Source organism: Rugamonas rivuli, assembly GCF_009380165.1.
GTDB classification, from domain to species: Bacteria; Pseudomonadota; Gammaproteobacteria; order Burkholderiales; family Burkholderiaceae_D; genus Rugamonas; species Rugamonas rivuli.
The window spans coordinates 712,882-731,354 of the sequence record NZ_WHUF01000004.1; the positions used below are offsets into that span (position 1 = coordinate 712,882).

At 65.8% G+C, this 18,473-nt stretch carries 20 protein-coding genes; 6 read left to right on the forward strand and 14 right to left on the reverse strand.

Annotation, left to right across the window (positions count from 1 at the left end; translation table 11 throughout):
• Positions 1-16 precede the first annotated feature (16 nt).
• The 11 genes from paaY to paaA form a co-directional block, all read right to left on the reverse strand.
• Positions 17-628 carry a phenylacetic acid degradation protein PaaY gene (gene paaY, locus GEV01_RS18185; RefSeq protein ID WP_152806901.1) on the reverse strand — a complete coding sequence of 204 codons (612 nt, stop codon included), beginning with the start codon at positions 626-628 and terminating at the stop codon, positions 17-19.
• 101 nt (positions 629-729) lie between these two features.
• A complete protein-coding gene (gene pcaF, locus GEV01_RS18190; RefSeq protein WP_328595547.1) occupies positions 730-1,935 on the reverse strand; it encodes a 3-oxoadipyl-CoA thiolase in 1,206 nt (401 codons plus the stop codon).
• A gap of 9 nt (positions 1,936-1,944) precedes the next feature.
• A complete protein-coding gene (gene paaK, locus GEV01_RS18195) occupies positions 1,945-3,255 on the reverse strand; it encodes a phenylacetate--CoA ligase PaaK (RefSeq protein WP_152806903.1) in 1,311 nt (436 codons plus the stop codon).
• A 13-nt stretch (positions 3,256-3,268) separates the two neighbouring features.
• A complete protein-coding gene (gene paaI / locus GEV01_RS18200) occupies positions 3,269-3,712 on the reverse strand; it encodes a hydroxyphenylacetyl-CoA thioesterase PaaI (RefSeq protein ID WP_152806905.1) in 444 nt (147 codons plus the stop codon).
• Positions 3,705-5,297 (reverse strand): 3-hydroxyacyl-CoA dehydrogenase PaaH, encoded by a 1,593-nt coding sequence (gene paaH, locus GEV01_RS18205; protein WP_152806907.1) that lies wholly within the window; start codon positions 5,295-5,297, stop codon positions 3,705-3,707. Before paaH ends, paaI begins: the two co-directional genes overlap by 8 nt.
• A gap of 1 nt (position 5,298) precedes the next feature.
• A complete protein-coding gene (gene paaG, locus GEV01_RS18210) occupies positions 5,299-6,090 on the reverse strand; it encodes a 2-(1,2-epoxy-1,2-dihydrophenyl)acetyl-CoA isomerase PaaG (RefSeq protein ID WP_152806909.1) in 792 nt (263 codons plus the stop codon).
• Positions 6,091-6,112: 22 nt separating this feature from the next.
• A complete protein-coding gene (gene paaE / locus GEV01_RS18215) occupies positions 6,113-7,192 on the reverse strand; it encodes a 1,2-phenylacetyl-CoA epoxidase subunit PaaE (protein WP_152806911.1) in 1,080 nt (359 codons plus the stop codon).
• Positions 7,193-7,199: 7 nt separating this feature from the next.
• On the reverse strand, positions 7,200-7,784 hold the full coding sequence (gene paaD / locus GEV01_RS18220; RefSeq protein WP_152806913.1) for a 1,2-phenylacetyl-CoA epoxidase subunit PaaD: 585 nt from the start codon (positions 7,782-7,784) through the stop codon (positions 7,200-7,202).
• Between the two features lie 13 nt (positions 7,785-7,797).
• The gene (paaC, locus tag GEV01_RS18225) at positions 7,798-8,550 is read right to left on the reverse strand and encodes a 1,2-phenylacetyl-CoA epoxidase subunit PaaC (protein ID WP_328595548.1); all 753 of its coding nucleotides are present in this window, start codon (positions 8,548-8,550) and stop codon (positions 7,798-7,800) included.
• A gap of 12 nt (positions 8,551-8,562) precedes the next feature.
• Positions 8,563-8,847, reverse strand: a complete 285-nt coding sequence (paaB, locus tag GEV01_RS18230; RefSeq protein ID WP_008452288.1) for a 1,2-phenylacetyl-CoA epoxidase subunit PaaB — start codon at positions 8,845-8,847, stop codon at positions 8,563-8,565.
• A gap of 10 nt (positions 8,848-8,857) precedes the next feature.
• The gene (paaA, locus tag GEV01_RS18235) at positions 8,858-9,844 is read right to left on the reverse strand and encodes a 1,2-phenylacetyl-CoA epoxidase subunit PaaA (RefSeq protein ID WP_008452290.1); all 987 of its coding nucleotides are present in this window, start codon (positions 9,842-9,844) and stop codon (positions 8,858-8,860) included.
• A gap of 181 nt (positions 9,845-10,025) precedes the next feature.
• On the opposite strand from paaA, the gene paaX reads away from it, so the two are divergent.
• The 3 genes from paaX (at position 10,026) to GEV01_RS18250 (ending at position 13,470) form a co-directional block, all read left to right on the forward strand.
• Entirely contained in the window at positions 10,026-10,964 is a 939-nt protein-coding gene (gene paaX / locus GEV01_RS18240) for a phenylacetic acid degradation operon negative regulatory protein PaaX (RefSeq protein ID WP_152806915.1), read from the forward strand.
• A gap of 171 nt (positions 10,965-11,135) precedes the next feature.
• Complete coding sequence (locus GEV01_RS18245; RefSeq protein WP_152806917.1) at positions 11,136-12,266, forward strand: M14 family metallopeptidase; 1,131 nt, start codon at positions 11,136-11,138, stop codon at positions 12,264-12,266.
• 97 nt (positions 12,267-12,363) lie between these two features.
• Positions 12,364-13,470: a hypothetical protein gene (locus GEV01_RS18250; protein WP_152806919.1), complete on the forward strand. Its 1,107-nt coding sequence runs from the start codon at positions 12,364-12,366 to the stop codon at positions 13,468-13,470.
• A 67-nt stretch (positions 13,471-13,537) separates the two neighbouring features.
• On the opposite strand, the gene pmbA is transcribed toward GEV01_RS18250, so the two are convergent.
• Positions 13,538-14,890, reverse strand: coding sequence for a metalloprotease PmbA (gene pmbA, locus GEV01_RS18255; protein WP_152806921.1), 1,353 nt, complete (start codon positions 14,888-14,890; stop codon positions 13,538-13,540).
• Between the two features lie 94 nt (positions 14,891-14,984).
• Between pmbA and yjgA the strand changes: the two genes are divergently transcribed.
• From yjgA to GEV01_RS18270, 3 genes are read left to right on the forward strand one after another with little or no spacing between them, the layout of a single operon-like run.
• The gene (gene yjgA, locus GEV01_RS18260) at positions 14,985-15,593 is read left to right on the forward strand and encodes a ribosome biogenesis factor YjgA (protein WP_152806922.1); all 609 of its coding nucleotides are present in this window, start codon (positions 14,985-14,987) and stop codon (positions 15,591-15,593) included.
• Positions 15,583-16,191: a molybdopterin adenylyltransferase gene (gene mog, locus GEV01_RS18265; protein ID WP_152806924.1), complete on the forward strand. Its 609-nt coding sequence runs from the start codon at positions 15,583-15,585 to the stop codon at positions 16,189-16,191. Before yjgA ends, mog begins: the two co-directional genes overlap by 11 nt.
• Before the next feature lie 8 nt (positions 16,192-16,199).
• Positions 16,200-16,868: an alpha/beta hydrolase gene (locus GEV01_RS18270; protein WP_152806926.1), complete on the forward strand. Its 669-nt coding sequence runs from the start codon at positions 16,200-16,202 to the stop codon at positions 16,866-16,868.
• Here the strand turns inward: GEV01_RS18270 and GEV01_RS18275 are convergent.
• Positions 16,865-17,866 (reverse strand): serine hydrolase domain-containing protein, encoded by a 1,002-nt coding sequence (locus GEV01_RS18275; RefSeq protein WP_152806928.1) that lies wholly within the window; start codon positions 17,864-17,866, stop codon positions 16,865-16,867. The two genes, GEV01_RS18270 and GEV01_RS18275, sit on opposite strands and share 4 nt — an antisense overlap.
• A 17-nt stretch (positions 17,867-17,883) precedes the next feature.
• On the reverse strand, positions 17,884-18,438 hold the full coding sequence (locus GEV01_RS18280; RefSeq protein ID WP_152806930.1) for a carboxymuconolactone decarboxylase family protein: 555 nt from the start codon (positions 18,436-18,438) through the stop codon (positions 17,884-17,886).
• Between the last annotated feature and the right edge of the window lie 35 nt (positions 18,439-18,473).

Here is an 18,473-nt window from a genome sequence, read left to right on the forward strand (position 1 = left end):
ATCTCCGTTCGATTGTCTATGCTTGGGCGTTTTTATGCAGGTGCAGCGGCAGCGAGCTTTCCCACTCGACGCGCTTGCGGTCCGGCTCCACTGCGGTCAGCGCTTCCACTTCGCGCATGGTGTTCATGGAGCGCACCGCCAGCTCCTGGTACTGGCCGGTGCCCTCGGTCTTCCATTTGATCTCGTCGTCGCGCAGTTCGCGCGCCACCTTGGCCGGCGTGCCAACCACCAGGCTGCGCGGCGGTACTTCCATGCCGGCGCGGACGAAGCTCATCGCGGCGACGATGCTGTCGGCGCCGATGACGGCATTGTCCATCACCACGCTGTTCATGCCGACCAGCGCGTTGCGGCCGATGCGGCAGCCATGCAGCACGGCGCCATGGCCGATATGGCCGTCGCGTTCGACCACCGTGTCGGCGCCGGGGAAGCCGTGCATGACGCAGGTGTCCTGCAGGTTGGCGCCCTCCTCCAGGATCAGCCGGCCGAAGTCGCCGCGCAGCGCGGCCAGCGGGCCGATATAGCAGCGCGGGCCGACGATGACGTCGCCGATCAGCACCGCACTGGGATGCACGTAGGCGGTCGGATGGACCACCGGGGTGACGCCGTTGATTTCGTAGACCTTGACCATCTTCGTTCCTCGTCGGAGTCATTCCCGCGCAGGCGGGAATCTATACTCAGCATGGACTCCCGCCTGCGCGGGAGGTCGTTGCTCTGGGAGAGCAACGACGGTTATACGCGTTCGATCACCAACGCGATGCCTTGTCCTACGCCGATGCACATGGTGCACAGCGCGTAGCGGCCGCCGGTGCGTTCCAGCTGGTTCAACGCCGCCAGCACCAGCCGCGCGCCGGATGCGCCCAGCGGATGGCCGATGGCGATGGCGCCGCCGTTCGGGTTGACGTGCGCAGCATCGTCGGCCAGGCCGAGATCACGCGTGACGGCCAGTCCCTGTGCCGCAAAGGCTTCGTTCAATTCGATCACATCCATCTGCTCGATGGTCAGGCCAACCTGCGCCAGCACCTTCTTCGACGCCGGCGATGGACCGAAGCCCATGATGCGCGGCGCCAGACCGGCGGTCGCCATGCCCAGCACGCGGGCGCGCTTGCGCAGGCCGTACTGCTCGGCGGCGGCGGCCGACGCCAGCAGGATCGCGCACGCGCCGTCGTTGACGCCCGAGGCGTTACCGGCGGTGACGCTGCCATCCGGCTTGACTACGCCTTTCAGCTTGGCCAGCATCTCGACCGTGGTATCCGGACGCGGATGCTCGTCGGTATCGACGATCTTCGGATCACCTTTTTTCTGCACCAGCGTGACCGGCACGATTTCATCCTTGAACACGCCGGCCGCATGGGCTGCGGCCCAGCGCTGCTGGCTGCGCACCGCGAACGCATCCTGGTCGGCGCGGCTGATGCCGAATTCCTGCGCGACGTTTTCGGCAGTCTCCGGCATGCTGTCGATGCCGTACTTGGCTTTCATCAGCGGGTTGACGAAGCGCCAGCCGATGGTGGTGTCCTCGATCTTGGCGGCACGCGAGAAGGCGCTGTCGGCCTTGCCCATGACGAAGGGAGCGCGCGTCATGCTTTCGACGCCGCCTGCAATCACCAGCTGCGCTTCGCCGGCCTTGATGGAGCGCGCGGCAATGCCGACCGCGTCCAGGCTAGAGCCGCACAGGCGGTTGATGGTGTTGGCGGGGACGTCGACCGGCAGGCCGGCCAGCAGCGCCGCCATACGGCCGACGTTGCGGTTGTCTTCACCGGCGCCGTTGGCGCAGCCGTAGTAGACGTCATCGACCTTGGCCCAGTCGACGCCGGGATTGCGGGCGATCAGCGCGGCGATGGGCAGCGCGGCCAGGTCGTCGGCGCGCACGCCGCCGAGGGCGCCGCCGTAGCGGCCGAATGGGGTGCGGATGGCGTCACAGATGAAAGCGTCGTTCACGAAATCTCCTTAAGTTTTAGGGCGCTGGTCCACCACACGGCGGGCCTTGCCCGTCAATGTGCGCTCGATGCCGTTGGGGGCCAGCAGGCGCACCTTGGTGGTGACGCCGACATAGGTTTTGATGTGGTGTTCCAGTTCGCGTGCCAGTGCCTCGGTTTCGCTGGCCGGCGTTTCGGGCCGCAGCTCGGCCAGCACGTCCAGCTTGTCGAGATGGCCGTCGCGTGAAATGACAAGCTGATATTGCGGCGCCAGCTTGGGCATCTTGCAGATCAATTCTTCGATCTGGGTCGGGAAGACGTTCACGCCGCGGATGATCAACATGTCGTCCGAGCGGCCGGTGATCTTGCCGATGCGGCGCATGGAGCGCGACGTGGCGGGCAGCAGCCGCGTGAGGTCACGCGTGCGGTAGCGGATGATGGGCAGCGCTTCCTTGCTCAGCGAGGTGAATACCAGCTCGCCCTCTTCGCCGTCGGGCAGCACTTCGCCGGTGTCTGGGTCGATGATCTCGGGGTAGAAATGGTCTTCCCAGATCACCGGGCCGTCCTTGCTCTCGATGCACTCGCTGGCGACGCCAGGCCCCATCACTTCGGACAGGCCGTAGATATCGACTGCGTCGATGCCGGCGCGCTGTTCGATTTCCTTGCGCATGGCGTCGGTCCACGGTTCTGCGCCGAAGATGCCGACCTTGAGCGAGCTGGCGGCAGGGTCCAGGCCCTGGCGCTGGAATTCCTCGATGATGTTCAACATGTACGACGGCGTGACCATGATGATGGACGGCTTGAAGTCCTGGATCAGCTGCACCTGTTTCTCGGTCTGGCCGCCGGACATCGGGATCACCGTGCAGCCCAAACGCTCGGCGCCGTAGTGCGCACCGAGGCCGCCGGTGAACAGGCCGTAGCCGTAGGAGATGTGGACCATGTCGCCACGACGGCCGCCGGCGGCGCGGATCGAGCGCGCGACCACGTTGGCCCAGGTGTCAATGTCGTTCTGCGTGTAGCCCACCACGGTGGGTTTGCCGGTGGTACCGCTGGATGCGTGCACGCGCACCACGCGGTCCTGCGGCACGGCGAACATGCCAAACGGGTAGTTGTCGCGCAGTTCCTTCTTGCCGGTGAAGGGGAACTTGGCCAGGTCGGCCAGCGTGTGCAGGTCGTCGGGATGAACACCGGCGGCGTCGAAAGCGGCGCGGTAGTGCGGCACGTTGTCGTAGGCGTGCTTGAGCGACCATTTCATGCGTTGCAGTTGCAGTGCTTGCAGTTCGTCCTTGCTGGCGCGTTCGATCGGCTCCAGATCGGACGGCTCCGGGATGCGTTGGACCATCGGTGTCTCCTCTTTACTCGGCTTGCGGCGGTACGATATGGCCGCTGACGCGGTGCGACTTACCTCGGAACAGGGCGACCACGCGGCCTTCCTGGTTGCTGACCTTGACGTCGTAGATACCACTCTTGCCAGCCAGCGCCTGCTCCTGCGCGACGGCGGTCAACACGTCGTGCAGGCGGCCGGGCGCGAGGTAGTCGATGGTGCAGCCGGCGCCCACGGTGGTCAGATTGTGGCTGTTGCAGGCGAAGGCGAAGGCGCTGTCCGCCAGCGCGAAGATGAAGCCGCCGTGGCAGCTGCCATGGCCGTTCAACATGTCCGCGCGCACCGGCATCGACATGCTGGCGTAGCCGGGCGCGATGGCGTCGATCTTGATGCCCAGGCCTTGCGAGGCTGGGTCGTTCGCGTACATGGCCGCGCCGACGGCTTGCGCCAGCGCCAACGCGTCGACCTTACTCATGGAAGCGCCCTCCCGCTGCCAGCTTGCGGCGCAGCAGCGGCGACACGCGGTAGCGGTCCTCGCCATAGCCTGCGGCCAGGTTGGACAGCACGGCGACGATCTGGCCGATGCCGACCGCGTCGGCCCAAGCCAGCGGCCCACGCGGATAGTTGACGCCCTTCTGCATGGCGAGGTCCGCACCGGCCGCGCTGCAAACGCCTTGATTGACGGCGTCCGCCGCCTCGTTGGCCAGCATGGCGACGGTACGCATGACAGCCATGCCAGGCACGTCGTCCAGGCGGGTGACGGTGAAGCCGGCCGACTGGAACAGGCCGACCACTGAGTTGTATGCATCATCCGAGCACTGGTCCGAACGGCTGATGGCAATCCGTTTTGCGGTGGCGTAGTCCAGCGCCAGATCGAACAGCACTGTGTCCGGATGGTGGCTGTCCAACGCGCGCTGGGTGGCGCTGCGGCCATCGGTCAGGTAGACAGCCGCGCCGTTGCAGTGGAAGGCCGGCGCATCGTCGTTGCCGGGAGCGTGGCTGCGGGCTTCAGGCGTTTTGCGATGCGAGACGTTGATGCCGGATGCGCGCAGGCGTGCCGCCAGCGCATCGCTGACGACGCCTCCGATGGCGTGCGACGGCCCGACCGCAGCACCCGGCTCAATGGTGTAGCTGACGAATTCAGGCTTCGGCTGCACCGCTTCGGCTTGCGCCTGCGGCGCGGCGGCTGCGGCATCGTCGTAGCGGTAAAACCCACGACCCGATTTGCGGCCGAGGAAACCGGCGTTGACCATCTCCTGTTGCAGCACCGACGGCGTAAAGCGCGGATCGTTGAAGTACGCGCCGAACACCGATTGCGTGACAGAGAAATTGACGTCGTGGCCGATCAGGTCCATCAGCTCGAATGGCCCCATGCGGAAGCCGCCGCAGTCGCGCATGACGGCGTCGATGGTGGCAGCATCGGCGGCCTGCTCGTTCAGCAGGCGCCAGCCTTCGGCGTAGAACGGCCGCGCCACGCGGTTGACGATGAAGCCCGGCGTGGACTTGGCGTGCACCGGCTGCTTGCCCCAGGCGGCGGCGGTGTCGTACACGGTCTGCGCAACGGCGGCGTCGGTGGCCAGGCCGCTGATCACTTCCACCAGCGCCATCAAAGGCACTGGATTGAAGAAGTGCATGCCGACCAGCCGCGCCGGCACGCGCAGCTTGGCGGCGATGGCGGTGACGGAGATCGACGAGGTATTGGTGGCGAGGATGCAGTCGTCGGCCACAATGGTTTCCAGATCGGCGAACAGGCCGCGCTTGACGTCGAGGTTCTCGACGATGGCTTCCACCACCAGCGCCGCATCGACGACGTCGCTCAGCGTGACGGCAGCCTGCAAGCGGGCGATGGCGGCGGCGCAGTCGACGGCGCTCATGCGCTCCTTGGCCACCAGCTTGTTCAGCGCGGCGGCGATGTCGGAGATGGCCTTGGCGACGGCTTCCGGGCGCGTGTCGAACAGCTTGACGGTGTAGCCGGCGACGGCTGCCACCTGCGCGATGCCGGCGCCCATGGCGCCGCTGCCGATGACAGCGATGGCGCGGTCGGTGTGGAGTGCGGCCATCTTATTTCCCCTTGAACTGCGGTACGCGTTTTTCCATGAACGCGGCCACGCCTTCGCGGTAGTCGTCGCTGCGACCCAGCTCGCTCATCATTTCGCACTCCAGCGCCAGCTGCTGTTGCAGCGAATGGTGCGGGCTGCAATGCAAGGCTTGTTTGGTGAAGGCCAGGCCCTTGGTCGGCGCGGTGGCGAAGTGGCGCGCCATGGCTTGCGTTTCGGCGGCCAGTTCTTCGTCGGGCACGGCTTTCCAGATCAGGCCCCAGGACTCGGCCTTCTCGGCGCTGAGCTTATCGCCCAACATGGCCAGGCCCATGGCGCGGGCGCTGCCGACCAGGCGTGGCAGGAAGTAGGTGCCGCCGGTGTCGGGGATCAGGCCCAGTTTGCAGAACACTTCAACGAAGGATGCGGATTTAGCGGCCAGCACGATGTCGCAGGCCAGCGCGATGTTGGCGCCCGCGCCTGCGGCCACGCCGTTGACGGCGCAGATCACCGGCATCGGCAAAGCACGCAGCGCCAGCACCAGCGGCGCGTAGTTCTTTTCCACCGAGTCGCCCAGGTCGACCGGACGCGCGCCCGGCTCCACCGCGCGGTCCGACAGATCCTGGCCGGCGCAGAAGCCGCGGCCCGCGCCGGTCAGCACCATCACGCGCACGCTCTTGTCGTGGCTGATCTTGTGCATGGCGTGGCGCACTTCCTCGTGCATGGCCTGGGTGAAGCTGTTGAGTTTATCGGGGCGGTTCAGCGTCAGCGTGGCGACGCCGTCGGTGATGTCGAAGAGGATGTTCTCGTAGTTCATGGCGTCTCCGGTGGGATGTTTTTTATTCGGCCTGGTCGAAGTCGATGACGACCTTGTCGGTGATGGGGAAGCTCTGGCAGCTCAGCACATAGCCGCGCGCGATTTCGTAGTCTTCCAGTGCGTAGTTGACGTCCATGTCGACCTGGCCTTCGAGCAGCTTGCAGCGGCAGGTGGAGCATACGCCGCCTTTGCAGGAGTAGCGCATGTCGATGCCGGCTTTGAGGCCGGCGTCGAGCAGCGATTCCTTGTCCTGGTCCATGGTGAAGCTGGTGGCGTTGCCGTCCATGATGACGGTGACTTCGGTTTCGTGGCGGCCCGCCTGCGGATCGATGGCGCGTGGCTTGTGCTGGTGCTTGGGAATGCTGGCGGCGAACAGCTCGATCTTGATCTGCGATTTCGCCACGCCGGCTTCCTGCAACGCTTCGGAGACGCCGTGCATCATGTCTTCCGGGCCGCAGATGAAGGCGACGTCGATGTCCTCCGGGCGCACCCAGTACTTGAGGAACTGCGCTGCCTTGTCCTTGGTGATGCGGCCGTTGAACAGCTCAATGTCCTGCTGCTCGCGGCTCATCACGTAGGCCAGCTTGAGGCGCTCCATGTAGGTGTCCTTCAGGTCGGACAGTTCGTCCTTGAAGATCACCGACGACGAGGCGCGGTTGCCGTAGAAGAGCGTGAAGCGGCTGTGCGGCTCGGCCGCCAGCGTGGTCTTGATGATGGACAGGATGGGCGTGATGCCGCTGCCGGCGGCGAAGGCCAGGTAGTGCTTGCGGTTGGCGGCGTCCAGCGGCACGTTGAAGTGGCCCATCGGCGGCATCACCTCCAGCGTGACGCCGGGTTTGATGGTGTCGTTGGCCCAGCTGGAGAACAGGCCGCCCTGCGTGCGCTTGATGGCCACGCGCAGCGCGCCGTCCTGCACGGCGGAGCAGATCGAGTACGAGCGGCGCACGTCTTCGTCGGCGATGTGCGCGCGCAGCGTCAGGTGCTGGCCTTGCTGGAACTTGAAGCTGTCTTGCAGCTCGGGCGGCACGGCGAAGGTGACGGCGATGGTGTCGCGCGTTTCGTTGCGCACTTGCGAGACGGTCAGCGGGTGGAATTTGCTCATGATCTTTTTAGTGGCACTTGAAGTAGTCGAAGGGCTCGCGGCAATCCAGGCATTTGTACAAGGCCTTGCAGGGCGTGGAGCCGAACTGGCTGGTGATTTCGGTGTGGCGCGAGCCGCAGTTGGGACATGCCACCGTCAGGCGCGGTTGGGCGCGACGGGAGATGGCGGCCAGTGCGCCGTCCGCGCCAACGCCGGCCCGCAGGCCGCTGATGTCGATCACCTGCTGCGCCGGCGGGGCGATGCCGTAGCCTTGCAGCTTGGCCTTGCCCGCTTCGCTCATCCAGTCTGTGGTCCAGGCTGGGGAGAGCTGGTTTTGCAGGCGTACGTCTTGCAGGCCGTGTGCGTGCAGCGCGTCGGTGATGGCGTCGGCGATGACCTGCATGGCCGGGCAGCCGGAATAGGTCGGCGTGATGGTGACGGTGCACGCGCCATCGGCAGCCAGCTGCACGTCGCGCACGATGCCCAGGTCGACGATGGAGATGACCGGGATTTCGGGGTCGGAGACCTCGGCGAGCCAGGCCCAGATTTGCTCGGCATGGGCTCCCGCTTTCGCGGGAGCGACTGCGGTGCGGTCGATGGCGGCGGCTGTCATGATCGGCTCGCTGTTACCAGGTGGCGCCGGGATAGGCGCGCTGCAGGAACTGCATCTCGGCCAGGATGTAGCCCAGGTGCTCGCTGTGGCGGCCTTGCTTGCCGCCCTTCTGCATCCAGGCGTCGGCCGGCGGCATGGCCAGCGTGGCTTCGCCCAGGATCTCGGCCACATGCGCCAGCCATTGCGCGCGCAGGCCGTCGGCGGCCGGGGCCACGCCTTCGGCCACCATCGCCTCGTCGACCGCGTCGTAGGCGAACACTTCGCCGCTGTACATCCACAGCTCGTTGACGGCGGCCTGGGTCTTGGCGTGGCTGACTTCCGTGCCGTCGCCCAGACGCACTACAAGATCGCCGCTGCGGCGCAGGTGATAGGTCACTTCCTTCAGCGATTTCTCGGCGATGGCGGCGATGCGGGCATCACTGCTGCGCGTCAGGCCGACGATCAGGAAGTAGTGCCAGGCGTCGAAGAAGAACTGGCGCACCATGGTGTCGGCGTAGTTGCCGTTCGGTTGCTCCATCAGCAGGCAGTTCTTGAAGTCGTGGGCGTCGCGATGGTAGGCCAGCTTGTCCTCGTCGCGGCCTGCGCCTTCCAGTTCGCCCGCGTACTCGTACCACAGGCGGGTCTGGCCGAGCAGGTCCAGCGCGACGTTGGTCAGCGCCATGTCCTCTTCCAGCGCCGGGCCTTTGCCGCACAGCTGCGACAGCTGCTGGCTCAGGATCAGGGCGTTGTCGCCCAGGCGCAGTAAATAATTTACCTTGTTTTGCACGGTGTGCTCCGCTTACAGGTTCTTGACTTCTTCCGGCATCGGGAAGAAGGTCGGGTGGCGATACACCTTGCTGTTGGCTGGCTCGAACAGCGCACCCTTGTCGCCCGGGCTGCTGGCGACGATGTCCGCCGCGCGCACCACCCAGATGCTGACGCCTTCATTGCGGCGGGTGTAGACATCGCGCGCGTTGTTGACCGCCATCTCGGCGTCCGGCGCGTGCAGGCTGCCGACGTGTTTGTGCGCCAGCCCGTGCTGGCTGCGGATGAAGACTTCCCACAGTGGCCATTCTTTGCTCATCTTGATCTCCTTATGCTGCCTTGGCGGTGGCGTGTTTGTCGGCATGCGCGACCAGCGCTTCGCGGAACCAGGCGCCGTCTTCCCAGGCCTTGACGCGGGTGCGCAGGCGCTCGCGGTTGCACGGGCCGTTGCCCTTCAATACGTTGTGGAATTCGCTCCAGTCGATGGCGCCGAATTCGTAGTGGCCGGTTTCTGCGTTGAATTTCAAATCCGGGTCGGGCACGGTCAGGCCCAGGTACTCGGCCTGGGGCACGGTCTGGTCGACCATGCGCTGGCGCAGTTCGTCGTTGGAGAACAGCTTGATGCGCCATTGCGCCGACTGCGCGCTGTTGACCGATTCGGCGTCGGACGGGCCGAACATCATCAGCGATGGCCACCACCAGCGGTTCAGCGCATCCTGGGCCATGGCCTTCTGCTCGGGCGTGCCCTTGGCCAGCGACATCATGATGTCGTAGCCCTGGCGGGCGTGGAAGGATTCTTCCTTGCACACGCGGATCATGGCGCGCGCGTACGGGCCGTAGGAGCAGCGGCACAGCGGGATCTGGTTGATGATGGCCGAGCCGTCCACCAGCCAGCCGATCGCGCCCATGTCGGCCCACGACAACGTCGGGTAGTTGAAGATGCTGGAGTACTTGGCCTTGCCGCTGTGCAGGGCGGCCAGCAGCTCGTCGCGCGACACGCCCAGCGTTTCGGCGGCGCTGTACAGGTAGAGGCCGTGGCCGGCCTCGTCCTGGATCTTGGCCAGCAGGATGGATTTGCGCTTGAGCGTAGGCGCGCGCGTCACCCAGTTACCCTCGGGCAGCTGGCCGACGATTTCCGAGTGGGCGTGCTGGGAGATCTGCCGTATCAGCGTCTTGCGATAGGCGTCCGGCATCCAGTCCTTGGCCTCGATCTTGACGCCCTCATCGATGCGGGCCTGGAAGGCGCGCTCGTCGGCGGCCATGTCGTCCGCCGTGCGGACCGTGCTCAGGCCCGTGTCCACCATTTGTGCATACATCGCTGTCTCCTCATCGCTAGTAGATGGATAATACGATACATATTTTTGTTTGACTACGTTTTTTTTGACTCAAATCACAAAACAGTATCCTATCAGCAAGAGCCAAGAAATAAATGCTGCGCCGATGGTCAGGCAAAGTAAACTCTTGTTTGTGTGTGTATAGAAAGAGAGATTCCTGCTCATGAATTGCAACGACTGGATAGCCGATTTCCTGGCCAGCGACCCGCCCCGTTCGAAGTCGCTGGTGGTGACGATCTTCGGCGACGCCATCGTGCCGCACGGCGGCATGGTGTGGCTGGGCAGCCTGATCGAGTTGCTGGCGCCGTTCGGCGTCAACGACCGGCTGCTGCGCACCGCCGTGTTCCGGCTGGCGCAGGAAGGATGGCTGGGCGCCCAGCGCGACGGTCGCCGCAGTTCGTATGCGATCACCGCGCCGGCGATGGCGCGCTTCGTGCACGCTTACCGCCGCATCTACGCGCCGCTCAATGTGCACTGGGACGGCAGCTGGACGCTGATCCTCAACGGCGACGGCGCGCTCGACGCGGCCGAGCGCAGCGCGGTGCGCAAGGAGTTGCTGTGGGAAGGTTACAGCGTGATCGCGCCCGGCATCATGGGCCATCCGGCGGCCGACGGGCCGGCGCTGGACGAGCTACTCAAGCGGCTGGGCGTGGCGGGCAAGCTGTTCGTGGTGCAGGGCAAGGCCATGCGCCAGGTGAGCGGGCGGCCGCTGAGCGAGCTGGTGGCCGACGGCTGGGATTTGAGCGGCGTGGCCCAGGGCTATGACCAGTTCATCGCGCAGTTCGAACCGCTGCTGGCGGCGCTGAAGTCGGCCGCTGCGACCGATGACGCGGCAAAGGCATTGACGCCGCAGCAAGCCTTCGTGGTGCGCACGCTGTTGATCCATGCCTACCGCCGGGTGCAGCTGCACGATCCGCAACTGCCGGTCGAGCTGCTGCCGACGCCGTGGCCGGGCGCGCTGGCCTACGAGCTGGCACGCAGCATCTACCTGGCCGTCTACGCCGCGGCAGAACAACACATCGACGCCACCCTGCGCCGCGAAGACCCCGCCGCCCCCGCCGCCGAACCCGCCTTCTTCGACCGCTTCGGCGGCCTGACCTAAGGTGGGGTCAAGTCTGACATTTGGACACGCTCTCAGCCGTAGCGGCTGCTACGGCTGAGAGCGTGTCCAAATGTCAGACTTGACCCCGGGGTTGGCGCGAGCCTGTATCATGTCGGCACTGCGCCACAAGTGCACACCAACTTCTTACATAGAATTTACCGGGATTCCGCCATGTCTATCAAAATCAGCCAGCAATTCGACGCCGGCGCCATCGAGGTCTTGCGTGCCGACGATCCGGCCGCCATCGACCTGAACATCCGCAAGGATTCGCACGCCGACATCACCCAATGGTTTTACTTCCGCGTCCAGGGCGCGCAAGGCACGCCGCTGGCGCTGCGCTTCCTGAACGCCGGCACCGCCGCCTACCCGGACGGCTGGAAGGATTACCAGGCCGTCGCCAGCTACGACCGCGACAACTGGTTCCGCGTGCCGACCACCTACGACGGCAAGGTGATGACCATCAACCACACGCCGGAATACGACAGCGTCTACTACGCCTATTTCGAGCCGTACTCGTGGGAACGCCACCTGTCGCTGCTGGACAACGCCCAACTGTCGCCGCTGGTCAAGCTGGTCGACCTGGGCAGCACCATCGACGGCCGCGACCTGAACATGCTGGTGATCGGCGACCCTGAAGCGGAACAGAAAGTCTGGGTCATCGCCCGCCAGCACCCAGGCGAGACGATGGCTGAATGGTTTGTCGAAGGCATGGTCGAAGCGCTGCTGGACCCGGCCAATCCTTTCGGCCGCCAGTGCCTGAAGGAAGCCGTGTTCTACGTCGTGCCGAACATGAACCCGGACGGCTCGGTGCGCGGCAACCTGCGCACCAACGCCGCCGGCGCCAACCTGAACCGCGAATGGCTGAACCCAACCATGGAACGCAGCCCGGAAGTGTTCCTGGTCAAGAACAAGATGCTGGAAATCGGCTGCGACCTGTGCCTGGACATCCACGGCGACGAAGGCTTGCCGTACGTGTTCGTGGCGGGCAGCGAATCGCTGCCGACCTTCACGCCGGACCAGGAAGAGGCGCAGCAATACTTCATCGACAATTTCCTGATCGCCAGCCCGGACTTCCAGGACGACTACGGCTACGGCGAAACGCCGTACACCGACGAAACCCTGACCATGGGCTCGCCGCACATCACCCACGCCTTCGGCTGCCTGTCGCTGACGCTGGAGATGCCGTTCAAGGACAACGCCAACGATCCGGACCCGGACACCGGCTGGAACGGCGCCCGCAGCGCCGAGCTGGGCAAGGCAGTGTTGCAGCCGGTTCTGCAATCGCTGCTGGCACAGCAATAAGCTGAGCCCTTCCCTGCGGCGCGACAAGGTCGCCGCCGCAGGGAAAAATACACTGGACCTCACCGGCGCATCCACGCGCCGCTTCTGGAGGTTCAGCATGAATACCCTGACTTGGATACGCCGCGCACTGTTGCTGATTGTGCTGATGTTGTGCGCCTGTAGCACGCCCTATCGCCCGCCGCAGCTGCTGGACGCGGGCACCACCTTCCCCGGCCTGATCGACCTGGCCGCCCGCGCCAACGGCAAGACCGCCGACGTGCTGCTGGTGCACGGCATCTGCACGCACGACGCCAGCTGGGCCGGCGCGGTGGTCGGCCAGCTGATGCAATCGCTGGGCGTCGCCGCCGGGCCGGCAGCGCTCAAGGCCGCCGCCGGCCCGCAGGTGCAGATCGTCTCGTCCACCGCCGACACGCCGGCCGGCCGCCTGCGTTTCGATGCGCTGATCTGGTCGCCGCTGACCACCGAACTCAAGCGCCAGCTGTGCTACGACCAGACCAACAAGTCGTCCATCTGCGACGGTGCGCCGCCGTTCACGCCCACCCGCGCCAGCCTCAACGCCCGCTTCAAGGATGGCCTGCTCGACGACTGCCTGTCCGATGCGCTGGTCTACCAGGGCGTGGCGCGCGACGACATGCAGCGCCGCATGCGCGACGCCATCCTGCAGGTGCTGGGCGCCGCCGACACCGCGCCCGGCGTGCCGCTGGTGGTCATTTCCGACAGCATGGGCAGCAAGATCCTGTTCGACACCCTGCTGCGCATGACGGCGGAAGCGCCCGGCTCGCGCGCGGCGCCGGTCGCGCAACAGGCGGTGGACCGCATGCGCCTGCTGGTGATGACGGCCAACCAGATTCCCTTGCTGTCGCTGGCCGACCAGCAGATCGCCACGTCGTTGCTGGCGCCTGCAGCACCGGACAGCCTGCAACTGCTGCTGCAACAGCGCCTGGCACGCAGGGAAGCGCCGGCAGTCGACCAGCGTCTGACGCTGGTGGCCTTCACCGATCCCAACGACCTGCTGTCGTACACGCTGCAGACGGAAAAATATGCGGGCCAGGGCGTCACGGTCTACAACATCCTGGTCTCCAACGCGCCCACCTACTTCGGCCTGCTGGAGCGCCCCGACTACGCCCACGAGAACTACCTCGCCAACCCCGACGTCGGCCGCCTGATCTCCTGCGGCGTGCCGTCGAGCCCGCTTTGCAAATGAAGGCGCGCAAACAACAACGGCCGCCCGAGGGCGGCCGTTGCGGCAGGCATGGACAGCGCGGCGGGACTTAGCCGCCGGCCACCACCATGTTCTCGATCAGGATGGAGCCGGTCTGCTTGGTGCCGCGCACCAGCACGTCCGCGCCGACGGCGACGATCTGCGCCAGCATGTCCTTCATATTGCCTGCGATGGTGATCTCTTCCACCGGATACTGGATCACGCCGTTCTCGACCCAGTAGCCCGACGCGCCGCGCGAGTAATCGCCGGTCACGTAGTTGGTGCCCTGGCCCATCAGCTCAGTCACCAGCAGGCCGGTGCCCATCTTGCGCAGCATGGCGGCGAAGTCGTCGCTCTTCTTGGTCAGCGACGAGGTCAGCGACAGGTTGTGCGAGCCGCCGGCGTTGCCGGTGGTCTTCATGCCCAGCTTGCGGGCCGAATAGGTCGACAGGAAATAGCCCTGCACCACGCCATCCTTGACCACGTCGCGCTTGACGGTGCGCACGCCTTCTTCGTCGAACGGCGCCGAGCCGACGCCGCCGACCACATGCGGGTCTTCCTTGATCTGGATATGTTTCGGCAGCACCTGCTTGCCCAGCGAGTCCAGCAGGAAGCTGGACTTGCGGTACAACGCGCCACCCGAAGTCGCCTGTACGAAGGCGCCCAGCAGGCCGGCCGCCAGCGGCGCTTCGAACAGCACCGGGCAGGTGCGGGTGTCGATGGTGCGCGCGTTCAGACGGGCCAGCGCGCGCTCGGCGGCGTAGCGGCCGATCGCTTCCGGCGACGACATGCTCTTGGCGTCGCGCACCGAGGTGTACCAGTCGTCGCGCTGCATCTTCGAACCCTTGCCGGCGATCATGGCCACCGACAGCGTGTGGCGCGAGTACGGATAGCCGCCGATGAAGCCGCGCGAGTTGGCCGAGACGAAGTGCGACTGCTGCACGTGCACGCCTGCGCCTTCGGAATTGGTCACGCGCGGGTCGACCTCAAAGCCGGCCGCCTCGGCGCGCTGGGCCAGCGCCACCGCGTCGGCGGTGCTGATATCCCACGGATAAAACAGTTTCAGGTCGCGCGGCGCCAGTTCCAGCTGGTCGGCGTCGGCCAGGCCGGCGCAATCGTCGTCCGAGGTGAAGCGGGCGATGTTGTAGGCCGCCTCCACCGTCGCCTTCAGCGCGGCAGGCGAAAAGTCCGACGTGCTGGCGTTGCCCCGGCGCTGGCCGATGAACACCGTCACCCCCATGCCCTTGTCCTTGTTTTGCTCGATGGTCTCGATCTTGCTCTTGCGTACCGACACCGACAGGCCGCTGCCTTCGCTGATTTCGACGGCGCAATCGGTGCCGCCCTGCTCCTTGGCGAACGCCAGCACATCGCGTGCGAGCTGCTTCAACTGGTCCTGGGTGTGGGTAAAATGGGTATCGCTCATGGGCTGTAATCTTCGGGTGGCCGCTAAAACAGGTATCATAGCAGTCGTTTACAGTTTACAGGTGCGGCCACGCGCCTGACAGAGAGTTAATATTATGGTAAATCCCAATCGCGGCAGCGGCGGCGTCGGCTTCAGCTCCACCGAATTCGAACAAGAGTACGAGCGTCCGTCTAAAACCGAGCTCAAACGCCAATCCGACGCCCTGCAAAAAATGGGGCAAACCCTGGTCGAGGCGCCGCGCGACCGCGTCAAGCGCGTACCGATGCCGGAGGACGTGCTGGATGCCATCCTCGACTGCCAGAACATCACCAACCACGAGGGCCGCCGCCGCCAGATGCAATTCATCGGCAAGAAGATGCGCACCCTCGACGAGGCCGAAGTGGCCGTGATCCAGAAAACCATCGACAGCTGGAAAGGCGCTTCCAAGTCGGAAACGGCCGCCATGCACGCGCTGGAACGCCGCCGCGACAAGCTGCTGACCGACGACAAGGCCCTGACCACGCTGCTGGAAGAGAACCCGGAACTGGACGTGCAGCAGCTGCGCACCCTGATCCGCAACGCCCGCAAGGAGCAGGCAGAGAACAAGCCGCCTAAAGCCTACCGCGAGATCTTCCAGATCCTCAAGCAAGTCGACGCCAAGAAGAACAAGCCTTCCGCCGACGGCGACGAGCAAGACGAAGACAGCGAGTCCGATGACGAGTAACAGCGACACGCTGGTCATCGGCTTGGTATCGGTCTCGGACCGCGCCAGCGGCGGCGTCTACCAGGACCTGGGCGTACCCGCCCTGCAGGACTGGCTGGCGCGCGCCCTGACCACCCCCTATCGCCTTGAAACCCGCCTGATCGCCGACGAGCAGGCGCAGATCGAAGCCACCCTGACCGAGCTGGTCGACACCGCCCGCTGCCACCTGGTGCTGACCACCGGCGGCACCGGCCCGGCCCGGCGCGATGTCACGCCCGAGGCGACCATCGCCGTCGGCACCCGCGAAATGCCCGGCTTCGGCGAACAGATGCGCCAGATCAGCCTGCACTTCGTGCCGACCGCCATCCTGTCGCGCCAGACCGCCGTATTGCGCGAAATCGCCGACCACGCTGCGCTGATCCTGAACCTGCCGGGCCAGCCCAAGGCCATCGCCGAAACGCTGGGCGGCCTGAAGGACGCCGACGGCGCCACGCTGGTGGGCGGCATCTTCGCCGCCGTGCCGTATTGCGTCGACCTGATCGGCGGTCCCTACATGGAAACCGATCCGGCCGTCTGCAAGGCCTTCCGCCCCAAATCCGCGCTACGCCCCCAACCCTGAGGACGCCCATGAGCACCCTGCTGCAAACCATCGAAAAAGAAACCGGCGCCAACCCGAGCGTGGCCATCATCTGGATGCACGGCCTGGGCGCCGACGCCAACGACTTCGTGCCCATGCTGCACGAGCTGGACTTGCGCGGCCTGCCGGCTATCCGCTTCGTGTTCCCCAACGCCGACACCATGCCCGTGACCATCAACGGCGGCTACGTGATGCGGGCGTGGTACGACATCGTCGCCACCGACCTCGGTCGCCAGGAAGACGAAGCCGGCCTGCGCGCCTCGCAAGCCAAGGTCGAAGCGCTGATCGAGCGCGAGAAAGCACGCGGCATCCCGGCCGAGCGCATCATCCTGGCCGGCTTCTCGCAGGGCTGCGCGATGACGCTGCAAACCGGCATGCGCCAGAAGGAAAAACTGGCAGGCCTGATGTGCCTGTCCGGCTACGTGCCGATCGCCGACAAGGCCGCGGCCGAACACACGCCGGCCAGCCTGGCCACGCCGATCTTCATGGTGCACGGCCGCATGGACCCGGTGATCCCGGTGGCCCGCGCCGAACAGTCGCGCGACCTGCTCAAGCAACTGGGCTACAGCGTCGAATGGCACGACTACCCGATGCAGCACTCGCTGTGTCAGGAAGAAGTCGTCCACATCAGCGCCTGGCTGAAAAAAGTACTGGCCTAGGCCAACGCCGCCGCGACCAGCTGCTCCATATCCGGCTGCGTGGCATCCGAATTGGCCAGCTGGATCACCGACATGCGCCGCTGCGGCAGGCGCACGATCAGCGTATTGAAACCCCACAGGCCGCCGCCATGGAACACCACGTCGTGTCCCTGGCGCTGCACCCATTCCAGCCCGAAGCGATAGTCCGGCACCGAGCCGTCTTCCAGCGGCGACGGCTGCAGCATCGCTTGCAGCAGGCTGTCCGGCTGCGCCCACTGGCGGTGCCATTCGCGCTCCCACTGCACCAGCTCCTGCGTGCTGGTATACACCCCGCCATCGCCCACCGTGTTGGCGTTGCCCAGGTGCTGACGGTAGCCACCCGGCCGCGCCGCATCGACCTCGTAGCTGAAGACCCGGTGCGGCAGCACGTTCTGGCGGTCGTCGTCGAAGCCCATGTGCGTAATCCCCAGCGGCAGCAGCAGCGTCTCGCGCAGGAAGCGCGCGGCCGGCATGCCGCTCACGCGCTCGATCAGCGCCGCCAGCAGGATGTAATTGCTGTTGCTGTAGCGGTGGCCCGCACCGCGTTCGACTGTGTCCATGCGCGCGATGATGCGCAGGATGTCGGCATTGTTGAAGTAATCCGCCTCGTGTCGGCCCGGCTGGCAGCGCAGGAACTGGAAGTAGTCCGGTATGCCGCTGCTGTGATTGAGCAGGCTGCGCAAGGCGAACGGCTGCTCGAATTCGGCCAGCTCCGGCAGCAGCGCGCAGACATCGTCGTCCAATCCGATCTTCCCGGCGCGCACCAGCGCCAGCACCGCCGCCGCCGTGAACTGCTTGGACTCCGACGCCAGATAGTACGCCGAACGCGCCGACAGCGGCACCGCCAGCTCCAGCGACGCCAGCCCGTGATGCAGCTCGAACGTCACCTCGCCATCGCGCAGCACCACCGCGCTGAAGCCTGGGCCATCGGCTGGCAGCGCCGCCTGCTGACGCAGAAAATAGTCGCTCAATGGGTCCATCCGATTCCGCTCCATCGTCATTCCGGCAGCGGCGCGGCCGGCGATGCTGGCACCGCCGTCTGCGCCGCGTTCATCACCATCGCCAGGAAGGTGTAGTAGCCGTTGATGCCCATCAGGTCGACCACCCCGTGTTCGCCGAAGGCAGCCAGCGCCGCCGCATAGGTGGCGTCGTCCACCCGCTGCTGCCGGTGCAGCTGCACGCAGAAGTCGTGCACCAGCGCCTCGTCATCCGCCATGCCCTCGGGCCGGCGCCGCGCCGCCACCGCCGCGATCACGTCGTCCGCAATGCCGTACTGGCGCGCGATCGGCTCGTGGATCGCCCATTCCACCTGCTGGCTCCACTGCCGCGCCGTCACCAGGATCGCCAGCTCCGTCAGCCGCGTGCCGATGGCGCTGCGGTAGCGCAGGTACTCGCCCATGCGCTGCGCCGCCGCCATCAGCTCCGGGCTGCGAATCAGCGGCACGAACGGCCCGTACAAGGCTCCGCGCGGGCCGTCGATCACGGCTTGCGCGGCCACCTGCTGCGCCGCGCTCATGTCGGCAAACGGTATAGCTCCCAAACGGTCGGTCATGGTGTGCATCCCTTTCAATTATTCGCTCATGGTGC

What these genes read in the sequence shown, in the direction of transcription:
- paaY (WP_152806901.1), bottom strand. Translation starts at nt 628, where the DNA reads ATGGTCAAGGTCTACGAAATCAACGGCGTCACCCCGGTGGTCCATCCG.
- paaK (WP_152806903.1), bottom strand. Translation starts at nt 3,255, where the DNA reads ATGGTCCAACGCATCCCGGAGCCGTCCGATCTGGAGCCGATCGAACGC.
- paaI (WP_152806905.1), bottom strand. Translation starts at nt 3,712, where the DNA reads ATGAGTAAGGTCGACGCGTTGGCGCTGGCGCAAGCCGTCGGCGCGGCC.
- paaH (WP_152806907.1), bottom strand. Translation starts at nt 5,297, where the DNA reads ATGGCCGCACTCCACACCGACCGCGCCATCGCTGTCATCGGCAGCGGC.
- paaG (WP_152806909.1), bottom strand. Translation starts at nt 6,090, where the DNA reads ATGAACTACGAGAACATCCTCTTCGACATCACCGACGGCGTCGCCACG.
- paaE (WP_152806911.1), bottom strand. Translation starts at nt 7,192, where the DNA reads ATGAGCAAATTCCACCCGCTGACCGTCTCGCAAGTGCGCAACGAAACG.
- paaD (WP_152806913.1), bottom strand. Translation starts at nt 7,784, where the DNA reads ATGACAGCCGCCGCCATCGACCGCACCGCAGTCGCTCCCGCGAAAGCG.
- paaB (WP_008452288.1), bottom strand. Translation starts at nt 8,847, where the DNA reads ATGAGCAAAGAATGGCCACTGTGGGAAGTCTTCATCCGCAGCCAGCAC.
- paaA (WP_008452290.1), bottom strand. Translation starts at nt 9,844, where the DNA reads ATGTATGCACAAATGGTGGACACGGGCCTGAGCACGGTCCGCACGGCG.
- paaX (WP_152806915.1), top strand. Translation starts at nt 10,026, where the DNA reads ATGAATTGCAACGACTGGATAGCCGATTTCCTGGCCAGCGACCCGCCC.
- GEV01_RS18245 (WP_152806917.1), top strand. Translation starts at nt 11,136, where the DNA reads ATGTCTATCAAAATCAGCCAGCAATTCGACGCCGGCGCCATCGAGGTC.
- GEV01_RS18250 (WP_152806919.1), top strand. Translation starts at nt 12,364, where the DNA reads ATGAATACCCTGACTTGGATACGCCGCGCACTGTTGCTGATTGTGCTG.
- pmbA (WP_152806921.1), bottom strand. Translation starts at nt 14,890, where the DNA reads ATGAGCGATACCCATTTTACCCACACCCAGGACCAGTTGAAGCAGCTC.
- yjgA (WP_152806922.1), top strand. Translation starts at nt 14,985, where the DNA reads ATGGTAAATCCCAATCGCGGCAGCGGCGGCGTCGGCTTCAGCTCCACC.
- mog (WP_152806924.1), top strand. Translation starts at nt 15,583, where the DNA reads ATGACGAGTAACAGCGACACGCTGGTCATCGGCTTGGTATCGGTCTCG.
- GEV01_RS18270 (WP_152806926.1), top strand. Translation starts at nt 16,200, where the DNA reads ATGAGCACCCTGCTGCAAACCATCGAAAAAGAAACCGGCGCCAACCCG.
- GEV01_RS18275 (WP_152806928.1), bottom strand. Translation starts at nt 17,866, where the DNA reads ATGGACCCATTGAGCGACTATTTTCTGCGTCAGCAGGCGGCGCTGCCA.
- GEV01_RS18280 (WP_152806930.1), bottom strand. Translation starts at nt 18,438, where the DNA reads ATGACCGACCGTTTGGGAGCTATACCGTTTGCCGACATGAGCGCGGCG.